We start from the raw sequence: 16,283 nt of genomic DNA on the forward strand, positions 1-16,283 counted from the left end.
ACGTGTTCTCCGATGGTGCCCGCATCGATTCCAGGGACATCTACACGGACGGCGCCCGCAACTAGGCCCTGCCGCTTTCCGCGCGCCCGATAGCAAATGCCTTGTTGAGGACATTTACCTTGAATGCCCCAATGCGGATCGTTCATGCAGCAGTCAGCTTGGTAACAGGCCTGGTCTCCACTCCAGTTCTTTCGCAATATTCGCAAGTCGCCGCGCTTATTTTCATGGCGCTGAATTTCACCTTGTCCGCCCTGCACTCGATATAACTACTCCATGAGCTTTGAGGAATGCCACTATGAACACGTCCTTCGTCAAATTTCTCGCGACCATTTCCATTGCCGCATTCGCTGCAGGCGGCGGCATCCGTTTGGCCTCTGCAGCCGATGCCAGGCAATCGCTGGCAGGAAGCGACTCCCACCCCATCACACGCGCCGAGCTGCTCCATGAGCTCCAGGAACTGAAATCCGTGGGCTACGATCCATCCGACGATAACTTTCCCGAATCACTTCAGAAGGCGCAGCGTAAGCTGGACGAGAAGCGCCGTGCGGAATCGGCAATGGCGGTGACTCAAGCCCACCAGCCGGCGGAAACGGATTTGGCACGCTAAGCTCTGTTCACAATTGCACCAACGGTCCAAAGGCACAGGCAAGCGACGCGAAGACAAGGTAGCCGTCGGCTAGCTTGTCAGACCGAATGGAGACACGGCGAAAATGCTTGATACGGTTGAAGAATTTCTCGACAAGATTACGGGTGCGATACAGGGCGCGGCAGTAGCGTCGCTTGCGGGGACCGTTCGAGCGTGGCGGAATCGCGGCCTTTGCGCCTGCGGTGCGAACGGCCTGCACGAAGGTTTGCGATGATCGCGTCCGCGGCAAGCCCTTCGATCAACTCTGCCGCGCAGGAGATGTCGGCAGCCTGACCATCAGCGAGAATCAACCGCAGAGGCCGTCCAAGGGCATCGATTGCCCATCTAACAGAAAGGAAATTCAAATTGTCTAAAGTTTGGCTAATCACTGGAAGCGGAAGTGGTCTGGGTCGAATCATTGCCGAAGCAGCTTTGGCTGCTGGCAACCAAGTCGTCGCGACCGCCCGCAACGTTCGTCAGTTGGACGAACTGGTGGCTCTGTATGGCGCGAACGTCCGGGTGGTCGGGCTCGACGTCACAGACGAGTCTCAAGGTCAGGCGGCGGTCGATGCAGGGGTCGATGCGTTTGGCAGGCTTGACGTGGTCGTGAATAACGCAGGTTACGGGGACACCCGCCCGTTTGAGCAGGTTTCATCGAACGAGTTTCGCCGACTGGTCGAGACCTGCTTTTTCGGCGTTGTGAACCTCACCCGCGCTGCGCTTCCTGTCATGCGGAAACAGCGCCGCGGACACATCATCCAGATTTCTTCGCTGGGGGGTCGTACGGCGTTCCCGGGCAACGCGGCCTATTTCGCGTCAAAGTGGGCCGTCGGTGGCTTCACCGAAGGTCTGGCGCAGGAGACAGCACCTTTCGGCGTCAAGATTACCGCGCTTGAGCCGGGTGGAATGCGTACCAATTGGGGAAAGCGTGCGCACGCAGACCGACCGGTCTTGTTGCCAGATTACGAGCCCTCAGTCGGTGCAAGCGTGAAACAGATGGAAGGCTATTGGGGCAATGAGTCTGGGGATCCCTTCAGAGTCGCACAGGTTGTTCTCCGAATTGCCGAAACTGAGACAGTACCGCCGCACATTCTCCTCGGAAGCGACGCTTTCCAGTTTGCGCGTCAGGCGGAGCAAGCGAGAACAGCCGATGCAGATCGTTGGCAAGCGGTCAGCGCCTCAACTGACGTCGGTGCTGTCGGTCCCATTCCGACGTTTCCGACCAATTGAATTTGGCGTAACGCATGGCGGACTATCCTGGGCGACCGCTTTGAAGAAAGGCGGCTGGCTGAAATAAAACCAACAGCCCTGCCATGCATACGGCGTTGACGTCTCGTTCCTTGCAGCCACGAGCAGCGGCCCAGCGGGTTCGCAATTTCCCGGCGCAGGCACTCACGGCCTGACGCTATGACAGCAATTCAAGATCTCAATCTGGCGATGGGAATAATTTCCGATTGCCCCACGTATACGGTGGTAACGATCGCAACATGGCGCTGCTCCTGCAGACCTCTCAGATCCGGTCGTTGACTGTCATCTCTCTATCCGGTTTTCAAGGAGCTACTCATGAAACGTCTCAGCCAATTCTCTGGTGCCGCCCTGCTGATTGCCGCAGCCGCCACCTTTGCCTCGCAAGCCGCCGTTGCGGCCGTCAACTCGCCCCGCGACGTCTACACCGATGGCGCTCGCATCGGGCAGCAGGATTTCTTCATCGATGGTGCGCGCGTCGGACAACGTGATGCATTCACCGATGGTGCCCGCTTCGAAGTACGCGATGTTTACACTGATGGCGCCCGAAATGCCGCGCTGAACGATCGCATTGACGGCGTTCGAACCCTTGCTGGCATGGATCGCACGGGCCCGTGGACACTTCCCGCACGCTCCCCCGATCCATACTCCGATGGAGCCCTTGCCTAATAACGGGCCTCGATCCTACTCCATACCCTGACAGCAATCCTTGCAGCAATGCGGATGACTCGACACAACTACCGCGTGTCACCATCAACTGCTGATGTCACTCGATGGTCCCGCCGCAATCAATCAGGGGGCCTGTACCTGAACAGGAGTACCAGGCTTTCCCGATATCTGCGGAGCTACCACGAGGTAGCGGCGCTTGTCGTCTGCGGCACTTGTGCCCGGCGCAACAACCTGCCGGATCGGCCCGATGGTATTGACGATAGCCGCGCCAGCCGGATTCGTCATGAACACTGCAAGCGGCTCCAGCGGCCCACCGCCGTCAGCTTTGTTCGCTAGCGCCAGTACATAGGGCTGCCTCGGCTGAAGGCCGGTCACCGCGGCCTGCAGAACCTGCACCAACCCCTGGTCGAATAACGTAATGTTGGTCGAGGCGGCGGCTTTCCCATCCGATTGCCCCGTGTTCGGCGCCAATAGCGTCAGGTGGCTGGCCTGCCCGGCAATGCCAAGCGGCTCCAGGTTTTGCGTTCCACCCCCTTCCGTCACCGCATTCGGTACATATGCGATCGCCTGCGGCGCCTGGCCAACCGAAACCGTCGCGATTACCTTGTTGCTCAGCGTGTCGATGGCAGCTATGGCATCGGCATTTTCCAGTCCCACATACACACGGCTGCCGTCACCCGAAGGCCAGATGCCGTGAGGCAGGCTACTCACTGGAATGGTAGCCACCTGCGAAAAATCATCGGTACGAAAGACCTTTACTTGATTCAACCCGCCCACAGTCACGTAGGCAAAACTGCCCTTGGCGTTGCGTGCGAAGTTCACGTGGTTTGTGAGAGGACCGGTTTCGAAGCTCTTGATGCGGGCGAATGGAGGACGTGCGTCGAAGACCTGAACCCTTCCAATGTCCTTGAGCGTGAACCAGACCTGCCTGCCGTCCGGCGTGGCGGCGATATTCGGACAAAACGGACTGTCCTGCTTTACCGCACCCACGATCTTGTGCTCGGCCAATGAGATCACTTCGGTTTCCGGATTGAATGAAGAGCACACATAGCCGTACTTGCCATCGGGCGAGAAGATCTGCATGCCAGGTCCGGCTGGCACGCTGATACGGGTCTTCTCTTCAAAAGTTTTGGCATCGAGAACCGCCACATGGCTTTCTCCGCGCACCGTAACCCAGACCTCGCTGCCGTCTGGCGTGTAGAACGCCTCATGCGGCGACCTGCCGACATAGGTGGTGTGCTTGACCGTATTGGTTTGCGTATCGATGAACGTCACCGAATTTGAACCGATGGAGATAATGGCCAGGGTCCGATGGTCTGGTGAGAAGCCCATCCCATGTACCAGCACCTGTCCGCGGTACAGTGGACTGAAATTTCCAGGCGAAGGATCCCCGAGCCGAATCATGCCAAGCAGACGATGATCGACCGGGTCCACCACGGAAACCGTGTTCGAAAATTGCTCGGCAGCGTAGAGGCGGTCACGGTGGCTGACAGGGATATCCGGTTCGGACTGGGATACGGGGGCTTGCCCCGCCGATAACGGTGGCGCCACTGCCAGGGCACTGACCGTCAGAACGAGGACAAAGAGCGATTCGAAGTTCATCTTGACTCCTGTGACTGCTCTGGTTGGGGGCCATGGACGGGCGAGACTCGCTCGCCGCCTTCGCGATGCGCTTCCTCCACAGGCACTGGTATGCCGGGCGGCCCGCCGATGTCGGTGGGGGCCGCAACCGGGGGCGGCAGCGGCAGCCCTACCGCCAGACGCATGGCAAGGATCTCCTGCTGCTGCTCAACGATGATCTCCTGCGCCAAACGACGTAGCTGCTCATTGTGGCCAAAGCGCAGATAGGCCTGCGCCATATCGATCGCACCCTGGTGGTGTGGCGCCATCATGGCAACAAAGTCCCGATCGATATTCCCGCTCGGCGTGATTTCCATCTTCCGCATCATAGTGGTCATGGCCGAGTCGTTTTCCGCCAGGAACGCGCGCTCCCCCTCGTCGTCCGCTGTGCTGCCAGCCGCGCGAGCCGACATTGCATTGATGGCGAGTATCAAGCACCCCATCGCCACAAGGCCTGACGCGATTCTGGTAACGGACGTAGGCATTTCGGCAACCCCTTGCAAGAGCCGCCACTTGGATGGCATCGATCTTTTAAGAGAATAGGCAAACTGCGCAGCGAGACCAGCGGGAATAAAACCGAAGCCAGCGTGTTTACGAATCAAGCCCCCTTGACTAACTACCGCACGCAGCGATGCAACTTGACAACGCCCCCGACACCGAAAGGCTCTCGGAAGTCGATATTCAGGCGTATGCAGATGGTCTCCTGCCCCCCGGCAAGGCCGCAAGGTTCGGCAGGTATCTTGAAGGCTACCCCAGCGAAGTTGGCAGAATTGCCTTCTATATGCGCCTCAACGAGCACATCAAACAAGCGTATCCTCATCAAGACGTTCCGCAAGAAGCTGATTCTCGCGCGGCCAGCATGCGGCCCGTGAGCTACACCCACAGGGTTGCCAGCATGCTCGTATCTGGCCTGATGCTGCTGGCGGCAGTGGGCGGGTGGCTGGCTGGCGCAAGCGCGTCGAACGAAGAGCTCGACAGTGCGGCGGTACTTGCGCTGGTCGAGGCAACGAGCGCACCTGGTTATCCAAAGGCGATCGGCATGGCCGGAGGCAGGCGCTCGCCCGACCTGAATTCGGTCGGATTCACTCTAATGAGTCGAAAGCCGGTGCGCATCGGGCCGGTGTCTGAAGTGCTCCAATCGGTCTATGAAGACCCGAATCAGCGGCGTATCGTCCTGCTGCAAGCCAGCGCGCTGCCTTTTGATCCGGCAACTCCACATTGGTCCGCACGCCGGGTTGGCAATGTTCGTTTGCTGTCCTGGAAGGCCGGTACCACGCACTACGTGCTCGCCGGTAACGCCAACACCCCGCGCTTGATGCAGGCAGCCGATCTTATGACTTCGCGCTGACACCGAGCGTATCGACAAGGACTACAGTGAGATGGGATCGCATCAGCAACGACAGTTCCTGACTGGAGCGGGCCATGAAAATCCAGGACGAGTTGGTCGAGCATGTGCCGCGACTGCGCAGGTATGCCAGGGCATTGATCCACAATCACGATCTGGCCGACGACCTTGTGCAGGACACGCTGGAACGCGCGTTGGGCCGAACCGAGCAATTCCGTCCAGGTTCCGACTTGCGCGCCTGGCTGTTTTCCATCATGCATAATCTTTTTATCAACCAGATTCGCCGGGCCTCCGAGCGCGTGGTGCACGTATCGGTCGACGATGATTCCATAGATGAAAGCGAATACGCAGTGCCCCCGGAGCAAATGCGCTCGCTGGAAATGCGCGATCTCGACTACGCGTTGCAGCGCCTGCCTGTGGAACAGCGTGAAGTCGTCCTCCTTGTGGGTCTGGAGGAAATGAGCTATGCCGATGTAGCGATTGCGCTGGATGTCCCGATTGGCACCGTGATGTCCCGGCTGTCGCGTGGCCGGGAACGGTTGCGGGCATTGATGGCGGGCGCGCAATCCAGTGCAAGACTCAGGGTGGTGCAATGAGCGAGCAACAGATGTCCATTCCCGAAGACGATCTTCATGCCTATGCCGACGGAGCTCTGTCGGAAGAGCGCCGCGCCCAAGTTGAGCGCGCCCTGGCGCAGGACCCAACCCTCGCGGCAAGGGTCAGCGATTATTTCTCGCTGAACAGTCTGCTCCATGAGCGCTATGACAGGGTGCTGGCCGAGCCGGTGCCGAAACGCCTTCAGCCATCTCTTACATGGCATCCCGGCCGTCGCGAAGCGGCCAACTGGCCTCGCTTTGCCAGCATCGCTGCAACACTGGTGTTGGGCATTGCACTCGGTGTCGGGACCCAGATGGTGCCACGCATGACAGGTCAGCTCGCGAGCAATGGACCGATCAGCAGCCTTCCCGGCCAGGATGGACTGGCACGCAATGCCGCGGTAGCACACGTCGTCTATATGCCCGACGTCGTTCGTCCCGCCGACATTGGCGCGGATCGGGAGCAGGACTTCGTCCAGTGGCTGGCAAGCCGGCTTGGCACCAATGTGCACCCCCCGGTGCTGACGCGGGTAGGCTTTGAGCTGGTTGGCGGCCGCCTGCTGCCCGACTCCAGCGGCGGCGTTGCGCAGTTCATGTACCGCGATGCCAAGGGCGAGCGGATCACCCTCTACATATCCCACCGAAGCACGAGGACTAACACCACAGCGTTCAAGCTGTACCAAGACGGACCTGTCAATGTCTTCTACTGGCTGGACGGTGACTTTGGCTATGCCGTAAGCGGCGGCATCGATCGCAAGGTGCTGCTCGACATCTCGCACGATGTCTATGCCCAACTGACACCTGGAAAGAAGGAGTAGTCGAGCGGGCTTCAAATCCGGTCCTTGGCTATTCTCAATCGCATCGCCTGATTAATGGAGAACCCTTCTTCTCCAGAAAACCAGTAATGCTCTCACCAACCCACCATAGCCTCGTACCGCCAGACATCAGGGATGTCGCGCGGCCTGCTATTGTGCTGCGCTTCGGAGGGATGCTCAGATGAGGCTTGCACATTCCAAGGCACTTGGCCCAGGAAAGAGCAAGCCGGTGTCCCGCCGCACCTTCCTGACTGTGGAAGGCCACCCCGCGAGAACTTATACAGATCTTGTCAGCGCGGTGGTCAAATCGTGAGAAGACGCCTCGCAAGTTCTCGGTCGCATCACCCCGAATGACATGCTTGATCTAAGGTCAGCTTACCCAACCGAGGCAACCGAGGTGGCTGTTCGAGTGACCGTTGTATATTGCAAGCGGCCGCTGATTGCGCGAGGAGGCGAAGGGCAGAAGTGGGTCGTTCTGAGCCACTTGTTTTATGCCTTGGCGAAATGGCGTCTTCCGGCTCGCCGGGCGGCGTGCAAAACTTGCCGCGACTGTCATGCTGCAGCGCCCTGATCAGGCATGAGCGCAAAAGGCTTCAATGTGCGCTCGCCGAGTCTCACTGCAAGCCGCTTTGCAGGCGGCAACCGCCGGAAATTTCGAGGAAGGTCCTAATGCCCCAGGGCAGGATATGAGCGGGGCATCGGCAGGCGCTCAAACCGGCTGGTCGATTTACCTCAAGTCAAAGATTGAGGCGCTGGAAATACCCCGTCAGTTCGAGATAGCCCCGTCCCGCCGTCTTGCCCCCCCGTAATACGATCACCGCGCCCTCCCAATAGACCGCGCCGGTGCTGGCGCGGCTATCGAGTTCTTGATCATCCATCAGCGGTATCAATTCGAGCGTGAATTCGCCTGCGCTCAACCGCATGGCAACCGGATAGCTGGTGCCTGTGCGCGGCGAGCGCCAACGGCGCACCGGCATGAAGTTGACTTCTTCAGGAGCGAGTACCTTCACGTGACCGTCGCCGCCGCGCAGCGTGCCGCCTCCCCAGAACTTACGCCCCGCCTTGTCCCGAATCTGGAAGGCCATCAACGCACCGCCGTCATCCAGGTTGAGGCCGATCCAGTCCCAGCCGACAGCCTCGTCGGCCAGCAAGGCCGACGACCATTCGTGATCCAGCCAGGCGGTGCCGCGCACGGCTTCTTGCTGGCTGCCCCGCTTCAAGGTGCCGCTCACCTTGAGTCCCGGCTGGCTGTAGTAGTAGCTCGCCTGGTGCGCCAGAGGGCCCTTGCGGCTGTAACCCTGTTCGCCCTGTAGAAGCAACGGCTTGGTTGGCTCCATTGTCAGATCGAGCGTGAAATCCCGCGCGGGAAATCTGGCTCGGTAGCGCCCGGTTATCTCTCGGCGCAGCGACCAGTCGTCGATGTACACGTCGGTGTCGGCAGTATCGGCGAGCGCCAGGCCAAAGCCGCTGCGCACCGCGCGTTGGTCATGCTGGAGCTTGCCGGCCACGGGATCGCTCAGTGCGACATTGGCGAACAGCAGTTGTTGCGGCGCGAAGCGGCTTGGGTTGGCCTGTTCGAACTGCGGGCGCGAGCGGAAGAACGTAACCTGGAAGCCGAGCGGCGCGCCGGCCTGCGTCTGCAGCCAGCCGGTCGCATACCACCATTCGGTACGATAGTCGGGGTGCGCGCCGTGGTCGCGCGGGAAGGTCAGAGTTCGGCATGCGCCGACTGGCGGATAAACGGGCGCTGCGCCTGACGCCGCACCCGCCACACCGAAACCCGGCAACAACAGCAGGAATGAGCGCCTCCTCACCAATCCTCCTGCACCGCGCGCACGGCGCTCCGCGACATCGCCCGCCGGCCGCTCGCCAGCGCCGCCAGCGAGGCCGCCGCCACCACCGCGCTCGCCACCTGCGCCAGGAATGCCCAAGGCACATGCAAACTCATGGTCCAGTGGAACGACTGCGGGTTGACAACGTGAACCAGGATCAAGGCGATGACCCATCCCAACGCAAGACCGGCTACCACGCCAAGCAGAGCCAATAACGCGCCCTCCAGCGCCAGCATCGCGCCGATCTGCCAACGCATGACGCCGAGATGCCGCAGCATGCCGAATTCGCGCGCGCGCGCCAGAGCCTGCGCGCTGAAGCTGGCGCCGATGCCGAACAGGCCGATCACGACCGCGATGGCCTCCAGCAAGTAGGTCACTGCGAAACTGCGATCGAAGATTTTCAAGGTAATGGTGCGAATCTCGCCGGGCTCGGCGAAGGCAATGTGTTCACCGCCGGCAACGCGCTGGCGCAGCCTCTCCTTGACCTGCGCCGGGCCGGTGCCCTGCTCCAGCCACAGGGCAACGTCAGTGACACGCCGCTCGTCCGTAAGCCGCCGATAATCGTCCTGGCTGATCACCACCGTACCATACTGCCGTGCGTAATCGCGCCACACGCCACCTACCAGGAAGGCGACGGGCCGACCCTGCAGCGGCAGCGTGATATGTTGCCCCGGGCGGAAGCCATAGAGGTCAACCATCGCCTCGCTGACCCACACCGCCGGCGGATCACCCGGCTGCCCCGCGACGAGCGCGGCCGTCAGCGGCAACCGCGCGCCCGGATTGCGCGGATCGATCGGCCTGGCAATGACCGTTATGGGGGGACGCTGGGGATCAAGCAGGATCTGGCTCGAACGTAGAAACTCGGCACGCGCAACGCCACGGACGCTTGCAATGGCCGCCTGGTCGTCAAGCGAGAAATACGCGCTATCGCCGCTTGACGAAGCACGCAGATAGAGGTCGGCCGGCAGGACATTGTGCAGCCAGTCGTCCACCGAGATGCGGAAGCTTGACACCATCATCGCCATCGCGGCCATCAGGCTAAAGCTGGCGACAATGCCGGCCAGGGCGATCGACGCGCGGCCCGGTGCTCCGGCGAGTTGGGTCAGGGCAAGCTGCGGCACAGCCTGTCGCGAAGAAGGCAGCAAACCGAACACAAGATGCGCCAGCCGTGGCATCAGCAGGATGGCGCCCACCAATAACAGGGCGATCGCGGCATAACCGAAGACCGGCAGATCCGCCACCGGCCGCAGTGGGGTCAACCCAAACCCGGCCGCCATCGCAGCAAACCCGGCCCACGGCGAGCGTAGCCGCTTGAGTGGGGCCTCCTCGTCGCCTGCCTTGAGCGCCTGTGCCGGCCGCGCGCGCGCGGCCTCCCATGCCGGTGCGAGACTGCCCAGCACCGCCGCCGACAGGCCGAGCGCAAAGAAGATCAGTGCTGCCAGCACGTCGAAGCGGACCTTGGGCCGTACACCTTCAAAGTAGCCACCGCCCAGATCACCGCCTGCGTAAGCGAGCACCGCGGCGGCGAGGACGAAGCCAAGCGCCAGGCCCAGCGCCGCGCCGAATACACCTTGAGCCACGCTTTCCGCCAGCAGCAACCGCAGGAGACCAGCGCGCGTCACCCCCAAAGCGCGTAGCAGTGCCAGTTGAGAGCGCCGCCGCAGCACCGATACGGCCTGCATCGTGAACACCAGGAAGGCACCAGTGAACAACGCCACCAGAGCAAGCACGTTCAGGTTGACCCGATAGGCGCGCGACAGGCTGGAAGTTCGGCTCACGTTGTCCTGGGGCGAACCCGCCACCACACCTGGCGGTAGCAGCGCGGCCAGCGCTTGCACAAAGTTGTCGGTGTCCACTCCCGGCCTTAGCTTGACGTCAATCCGCTGCAGCAAGCCAAGCCGGTCGAGGCGCCACTGCGCCGCACCGATATCCATTACGCCCAGGCGCAGGCCCTCGCCCGCCGCCGGCAGCGTGCCGGCAATACGCAGCGTAAGCGCGGTGAGCCCGACTTGCACGGTGAGCGGGTCCCCCGGCTTGAGGTCGAGCCAGCTCAGCGCCGCCGGCGAAAGGAAGACGGCATCGGGATCGAGAACGTCGAGCTTGCCCGCGCGCTCTTCTGGAGACCGCCCGATCAGATTGGGTGCCACCGGCGCCGCCCGGAACACATCGATGCCAAACAGCTTTAGCACACCGGTGCGCCCTGGCACCCCCGCATCGACCTCCACCACCGGGCTGGCCGCCGCCACCTCCGGCAGGCGCGCAATGCGCGGATAGAGCGATTCGTCGAAGCCCGCGCGCGGCCCGCGGATCTCCAGATCGGCACTCCCCATCAAGGAGCGCACTGCCTGGGAATACTCCGCCAGCGCAGCGTGGTTGACCAGATGCACGCCATAGCCCATTGCCACACCGATGGCCACGGCGAGGATGCCTACGATGGCACGTCCGGGATGGGCGCGCAATTCGCCGAGGAGCAGCGCAAGCCCGAGTGAGCGCGGCGTCCGCATGGCTCAGGCGACCGCGCTCGTCGGCGGCTGTGCCCCCAGCGGCGTCAATCCGCCCGGCGTCAATTGCAGGACGCGATCGGCAGTCGCCGCAGCCAGTGCCGAGTGTGTGACGATAATTGCGGCCGTGCCGTTTGCGTTGACCAGTTCGCGCAGCAGGCTTAGCGCCCGCGCAGCCGTATCGTGATCAAGGTTGCCAGTCGGCTCATCTGCCAGAAGCAGCATCGGCCGGTGTACCAGGGCACGCGCAATCGCCACCCGCTGCAGTTCCCCGCCTGAAAGCTCTCGCGGCAGACTGTCCTCGCGCCCCTCAAGCCCTACCGCTGCGAGCATCTCAGCAATGCGCGCCGACGCCTTTTCCCCCTCGAGGCCGTTCAATAGCAGCGGGAGGGCCACGTTCTGCGCAGCGCTCAAATTCGGCAGCACGTGGAAGGCCTGGAACACGAACCCCATCTTTTGCCGCCTCAGCAAGGTCGTAGAATCGTCGTCCAGTTTGTCCAGATCTTTTCCGTCAAACTGGATTCGGCCACTGTCGGGTCGATCCAGGCCGGCAATCAGGTGGAGCAGCGTTGACTTGCCCACGCCCGATTCACCCATGACGGCGACATATTCGCCGGCGTCCAGCGTAAGACTGACTCCGCGGAGAACCGTGCGTGGCCGGGCGCCGTTGTATGTCTTGGAGACGTCTGTAAGGGTCAGCATAGTGTCGTTAACCTCACGCATCTACGGCAATCCAGTGACGGGAGAGCGGGCGCAAGCTAAAGTGACGGCGCCAAAAGAACTTCCTTGCAATTCAACAACTTGAGTGAAGCGAAGCGAAAGTGTCATTGGCAGCCGAACTCACCCGACTGGGTGGCCTGGCGTGACCATCATGGATTCACCGAATCACAGAGACATCGAGGCAGCAAACCAAGTCTACGTCCGCCGAGCGCCACATCAAATATCAGTTTCGATGATGATTGGGCAGCCGATCGGCGGGTCCGGGCAATCGGGCGGACAGCAGCGTCCGCCCGATTGCTGGGCGACTCGCTGTTGACCGTTCCTGGCCCGACTGACCGAGACGGAGGGCTGACCGGCGCTCTCCCCTCAGGCGACCCAAGTCGTTAAGGATTGTTCGGATGTCTGCCCTCATCTGAAGGCCCGTGAGAAGTCGTGGCGCGTGTGGGCAGGCGTTGAACAGTCCTTAACGGAAGCGGACCTCTGAGTGGAAGCTGCGAACCGCAGCTAAGGGTTATGTCGTGCCCCCAAGAGAAAAACGCGCCTAAAGGCGCGCTTCTCAATTGACTTCACCTGGCACCCCGGTGACACGCGTCAGTTCTTCGCAGCCAGTGCGGAGTCGGGTGCGCGGCGGAAGCTGATGGCGAGCCGGTTATAGGCGTTCATCAGGCTGATCGCCATGGTGAGATCAGCGAGCTCTTTCTCGCTGAACGCCGCGGCAGCGACCTTGAAATCATTGTCCGGCACGTGGGTGTCCGCCACGCGCGTCACGGACTCAGCCCATGCCAGCGCAGCCTTCTCGCGGTCACTGAACAACGGACCCGCTTCATGCCAGGCTTGCACGAGCGCAAGCTTCTCGGGCGTCACGCCTTTCTTGATCAGGTCACGGGTGTGCATGTCCAGGCAATAGGCGCACCCGTTGATCTGGCTCACGCGCAGATAGACCAGCTCGACGAGGACGTCTTCGAGGCCCGACTGCATGATATAGCCGTACACGCCGCCAAATGCCTTCACACCGCCAGGCGCGGCCTTGGTGTAATCCAGTCTCATTTCAAACTCCTACTTGTCGTTGGTCGTCAGTTCCTTGTCGTCCGAATCGACGACAAACACGGCGAGCAGTTTTGCCGGCTTGGTCTTGCTCGCATTGCGGCTCACCGGATGGCGTGAGCCTGGCTCCTCGAAGAAGCTTTCACCCGCCCTGTACACGCGCTCCGGCTCGTCGTTCACCTTGCTGGCGACGCTGCCCGAGACGACGTATGCGTAGATGAATGACGACTTGGCATGGGTATGAGGATGCGAAGCGCCTCCGGGCGGATAAAGGACCTCCACTGCGATGAGCGACTTGCCCGGGATGTTGGGAATCGCCCGGGTGAAGTTCGGCTTGACCGTATCGCCGACGGTGTGAGCAGCGGCAGCCCCAGTGAAGACCATACTCGTAGCCGCCGCGAGAAAGAGTAGAAAGCGTTGACGTTTCATGTTTAGCTCCTGAAAGGCTAGAATCATGCTCTCCCAGAGGTTCATGAAAAAGAACCAAGAATGCAATTTCTTGATGCACCAGACGCCATGCAAATCCTGGATCTGAAACTTGACCGTGCGTCCAAGACTTCACTGGCGGAGCAGATTCGGCTCGGCATTACCGGTGCAATTGAGAATGGGGTACTCGTTCCCGGTGCCAGACTGCCGTCCTGGGTGGATCTTGCTGCACAGCTTGGTGTTGCTCGAGGCACCGTCAAGACTGCGTATGAGCGGCTGACCGACGCACAATTGGTCGTTTCATCCCGCGCTGGCGGGACCAGAGTCTCGGAGCATGCTGCCGTCGCGAGCCCAATCACGGAACGTGCACGTTCCATCGAGTCTGATCTGCAATCTGCGCTGTACCAGCATTTCCTGCCCGGGCCTGCAGTCTTTCAAATGGGCGTGCCGGCGTCGGACTGCTTTCCGGCAACATTGTTCTCGCGGCTGCGAGCCCGTGCGGTACGCGACGAAGTCGAGGCGCCTGCAGCGTATCCAGACCCGAGAGGCGAGCATGAACTCCGACGAGAGATCGCAGCGCATCTGGCCTTGGCACGCGGCATTGAATGCCAGCCCTCGCAGATTTTCATTACGGCCGGATGTTCAGGGGCGCTCGGTGTGGTGCTACGAGTCATTCAGGCCGAAGGCCGAAAGGCATGGGTCGAGAACCCGGGATTCCTTCCCAGCCGGAGGGCATTGGAAATCTCCCAGCTCGCAACGGTTCCCATCCCGGTAGACGAAGAAGGAATCGATGTCAGCTACGGCGAAGTGCACGCACCAGATGCTGCTGTGGCTTTGGTTACCGCAGGACAACAAGCGCCCCTGGGTCCGACATTGTCGCTCGCGCGCCGAGCGCGAATCCTCGAATGGGCGACGCGTGCGAATGCCTGGATCATCGAAGACGATTACCTGGGCGAACTCCAACTGACACGCCGCGCGGCTCCCGCACTGGCGTCACTCGATCGTGCGGGGCGGGTGATTCATATTGGGTCTTTCAGCAAGACGATCAGTCCGACGCTGCGGCTTGGATTTGTCGTGGTGCCGCCCACCCTGGTAGCCCGATTCGATGAAGCCGTGGCCTGCCTTGCTTCAGCGCCCGGACCGGCAGTGCAAATGGCGACTGCTGAATTCATGCGGGATGGTCACTATCTTCGACACTTGCGCCGTATGAAGCGCATTTATGCAGGCCGAAGCCATGCACTGCTGGCTGCGCTGAGATCCAAGGGATTCCAGGCCTATCCGGCCGGACTTGCCGTGGTGATGAGGCTTCCCGATGGCGCCGACGACAAGACGATCGCTCGAGAAGCCTATGCCTATGGACTTGCGCCCGCCCCACTGTCGGGGTGGTATTGCTCGGCGTCTACTCAGCGATCGGGATTACTCCTCGGTGTTGCGACAGCAATTGAACAGCAGGTGCCGACTGCCTGTGATCGCTTGCAACACCTGATCAAGAAGTTCTCCTAGTGCAATGACACTGGCAACACACGGAAAGGGTGGTACACGACTTCTTCATGTTTTTGGTACTTTTTAAGGGCCCAACAAACGGACACAATGCTTTCACCGAATCAAAACGGGGCGTCACTCCGCTTCGCTTTGTCGTTGACTTACCGCTGCGCTACCGGCGCTGCGCAACTTCGAGGAGAAAGCTCATGAAGATATTCGTTGCAGGCGCCACTGGCGCTATCGGACTGCCGCTTGTGCGCGTACTTCGCGCCCTCAACCATGAAGTCACAGGAATGACTCGCGCCGGCGCCGACAGACTCCGCGAGATCGGCGCCACAGTGTCCTTTGCGGATGTCTTTGACCCGCAGTCTGTTCGGAACGCCATCGAAGCGGCTTCGCCCGACGTGGTTATCGACCAGCTTACGTGGCTTCCCGCGAATCCGGCCGACATCATCAAATCGATGCCCAACGATACCCGCCTGCATCGAGAGGGGGGCAGCAATTTGCTGGCCGCTGCCGAGGCGCTGGGCGTGAAACGCTATATCGTGCAATCGCGTGGTTTTTACCTGAATGCCCCGCTCGGGGAGCTTGCCGACGAAACGGCCGGGCTTCGCTGTGACGCCCCTGGCGAAATCGGCGAAAGCGCGCGGGTCATCGGTGCGTATGAGGACTCCGTCACGGGCTCGGCCTCGGTGGAAGGCGTGGTCCTGCGCTATGGATTCTTCTATGGTCCTGGCACCTGGTACAGGCCTGACGGAGCCATTGCGGAGCAGGCACGGAGAGGCGAAACGTCGATCATTGGGGACGGCAATGCCGTCTGGTCGTTTGTCCATATCGATGATGCGGTCGCGGCGACCGTTGCTTCGTTGATGGCCGAACCCGGCGTGTACAACGTGGTCGATGATGACCCGCTCCCCGTCGCCAATTGGATGCCAGCATTCGCGCGCTGGGTCGATGCGCCAGAGCCTGCCCGCGTTAGCGTCGTGGAAGCCCGGAAGGCCGCAGGTGACGAAGCTGTCTACTACCATACCTGCCTGACGGGCGCCTCGAACCGTGCGGCGAAGACGAAGCTGGGGTTCGCCCCGCGGCCGCTGCTATGGAAGGATGCTTGAGCGTGACTTGCCCGCTTGGGATGTCCTCAGGCGAGTGGCCTGAAAAAATTGGGACTCTTGCGAGTCCCATCCCAGATCCGCAACCCCGAGTGGTTGCTTTACCTATGCTTTTCAACGAACTATTCAAGTCCCTCGAAGCCGTCCGCTGGCACATGGACAAGGACATCCCCTGGGATACCTTCGACGCCAGCCTGCTGACGGACGACCAGGCCAAGACCATCCGCATGAACGCCATCACGGAGTGGTCGGCC

At 61.2% G+C, this 16,283-nt stretch carries 15 protein-coding genes and 2 pseudogenes; 9 read left to right on the forward strand and 8 right to left on the reverse strand.

Annotation, left to right across the window (positions count from 1 at the left end; translation table 11 throughout):
* Positions 1–295: 295 nt before the first annotated feature.
* Positions 296–607, forward strand: a complete 312-nt coding sequence (locus KHO22_RS31815; protein WP_211951171.1) for a DUF4148 domain-containing protein — start codon at positions 296–298, stop codon at positions 605–607.
* 7 nt (positions 608–614) lie between these two features.
* Here KHO22_RS31815 and KHO22_RS31820 read toward each other — a convergent pair.
* Positions 615–966: pseudogene (locus KHO22_RS31820) on the reverse strand (transposase family protein); the annotation flags it as partial.
* 25 nt (positions 967–991) lie between these two features.
* Between KHO22_RS31820 and KHO22_RS31825 the strand changes: the two are divergent.
* Both KHO22_RS31825 and KHO22_RS31830 read left to right on the forward strand, forming a co-directional pair.
* Positions 992–1,855: an SDR family NAD(P)-dependent oxidoreductase gene (locus tag KHO22_RS31825; protein WP_211951172.1), complete on the forward strand. Its 864-nt coding sequence runs from the start codon at positions 992–994 to the stop codon at positions 1,853–1,855.
* A 333-nt stretch (positions 1,856–2,188) separates the two neighbouring features.
* On the forward strand, positions 2,189–2,539 hold the full coding sequence (locus tag KHO22_RS31830; RefSeq protein ID WP_211951173.1) for a hypothetical protein: 351 nt from the start codon (positions 2,189–2,191) through the stop codon (positions 2,537–2,539).
* Between the two features lie 123 nt (positions 2,540–2,662).
* Here the strand turns inward: KHO22_RS31830 and KHO22_RS31835 are convergent, their stop codons facing one another.
* Both KHO22_RS31835 and KHO22_RS31840 read right to left on the reverse strand, forming a co-directional pair.
* Positions 2,663–4,141, reverse strand: a complete 1,479-nt coding sequence (locus tag KHO22_RS31835; protein ID WP_211951174.1) for a YncE family protein — start codon at positions 4,139–4,141, stop codon at positions 2,663–2,665.
* Positions 4,138–4,602: a DUF305 domain-containing protein gene (locus KHO22_RS31840; protein ID WP_420839673.1), complete on the reverse strand. Its 465-nt coding sequence runs from the start codon at positions 4,600–4,602 to the stop codon at positions 4,138–4,140. Before KHO22_RS31840 ends, KHO22_RS31835 begins: the two co-directional genes overlap by 4 nt.
* Positions 4,603–4,790: 188 nt before the next feature.
* On the opposite strand from KHO22_RS31840, the gene KHO22_RS31845 reads away from it, so the two are divergent.
* The 3 genes from KHO22_RS31845 (at position 4,791) to KHO22_RS31855 (ending at position 6,918) form a co-directional block, all read left to right on the forward strand.
* Positions 4,791–5,507 (forward strand): anti-sigma factor, encoded by a 717-nt coding sequence (locus tag KHO22_RS31845; protein ID WP_211951175.1) that lies wholly within the window; start codon positions 4,791–4,793, stop codon positions 5,505–5,507.
* 74 nt (positions 5,508–5,581) lie between these two features.
* Entirely contained in the window at positions 5,582–6,100 is a 519-nt protein-coding gene (locus KHO22_RS31850) for a sigma-70 family RNA polymerase sigma factor (RefSeq protein ID WP_211951176.1), read from the forward strand.
* Positions 6,097–6,918, forward strand: coding sequence for an anti-sigma factor family protein (locus tag KHO22_RS31855; protein ID WP_211951177.1), 822 nt, complete (start codon positions 6,097–6,099; stop codon positions 6,916–6,918). Before KHO22_RS31850 ends, KHO22_RS31855 begins: the two co-directional genes overlap by 4 nt.
* Before the next feature lie 734 nt (positions 6,919–7,652).
* Here the strand turns inward: KHO22_RS31855 and KHO22_RS31860 are convergent.
* From KHO22_RS31860 to KHO22_RS31880, 5 genes are all read right to left on the reverse strand, one after another.
* The gene (locus tag KHO22_RS31860; RefSeq protein ID WP_211951178.1) at positions 7,653–8,729 is read right to left on the reverse strand and encodes a lipocalin-like domain-containing protein; all 1,077 of its coding nucleotides are present in this window, start codon (positions 8,727–8,729) and stop codon (positions 7,653–7,655) included.
* Positions 8,726–11,251 carry an FtsX-like permease family protein gene (locus KHO22_RS31865; RefSeq protein WP_211951179.1) on the reverse strand — a complete coding sequence of 842 codons (2,526 nt, stop codon included), beginning with the start codon at positions 11,249–11,251 and terminating at the stop codon, positions 8,726–8,728. Before KHO22_RS31865 ends, KHO22_RS31860 begins: the two co-directional genes overlap by 4 nt.
* A gap of 3 nt (positions 11,252–11,254) precedes the next feature.
* Positions 11,255–11,950 (reverse strand): ABC transporter ATP-binding protein, encoded by a 696-nt coding sequence (locus KHO22_RS31870; RefSeq protein ID WP_211951180.1) that lies wholly within the window; start codon positions 11,948–11,950, stop codon positions 11,255–11,257.
* A gap of 609 nt (positions 11,951–12,559) precedes the next feature.
* Entirely contained in the window at positions 12,560–13,015 is a 456-nt protein-coding gene (locus KHO22_RS31875; protein ID WP_211951181.1) for a carboxymuconolactone decarboxylase family protein, read from the reverse strand.
* A gap of 9 nt (positions 13,016–13,024) precedes the next feature.
* Complete coding sequence (locus tag KHO22_RS31880; protein WP_211951182.1) at positions 13,025–13,441, reverse strand: cupin domain-containing protein; 417 nt, start codon at positions 13,439–13,441, stop codon at positions 13,025–13,027.
* A gap of 60 nt (positions 13,442–13,501) precedes the next feature.
* Between KHO22_RS31880 and pdxR the strand changes: the two genes are divergently transcribed.
* The 3 genes and pseudogenes from pdxR to KHO22_RS31895 form a co-directional block, all read left to right on the forward strand.
* Positions 13,502–14,941 (forward strand): MocR-like pyridoxine biosynthesis transcription factor PdxR, encoded by a 1,440-nt coding sequence (gene pdxR, locus KHO22_RS31885; RefSeq protein WP_230427118.1) that lies wholly within the window; start codon positions 13,502–13,504, stop codon positions 14,939–14,941.
* Positions 14,942–15,126: 185 nt separating this feature from the next.
* Entirely contained in the window at positions 15,127–16,032 is a 906-nt protein-coding gene (locus KHO22_RS31890; protein ID WP_211951183.1) for an NAD-dependent epimerase/dehydratase family protein, read from the forward strand.
* A gap of 104 nt (positions 16,033–16,136) precedes the next feature.
* Positions 16,137–16,283: pseudogene (locus KHO22_RS31895) on the forward strand (ferritin-like domain-containing protein); the annotation flags it as partial.

The organism is Cupriavidus yeoncheonensis (assembly GCF_905397275.1).
In the GTDB taxonomy this organism is placed as follows: domain Bacteria; phylum Pseudomonadota; class Gammaproteobacteria; order Burkholderiales; family Burkholderiaceae; genus Cupriavidus; species Cupriavidus yeoncheonensis.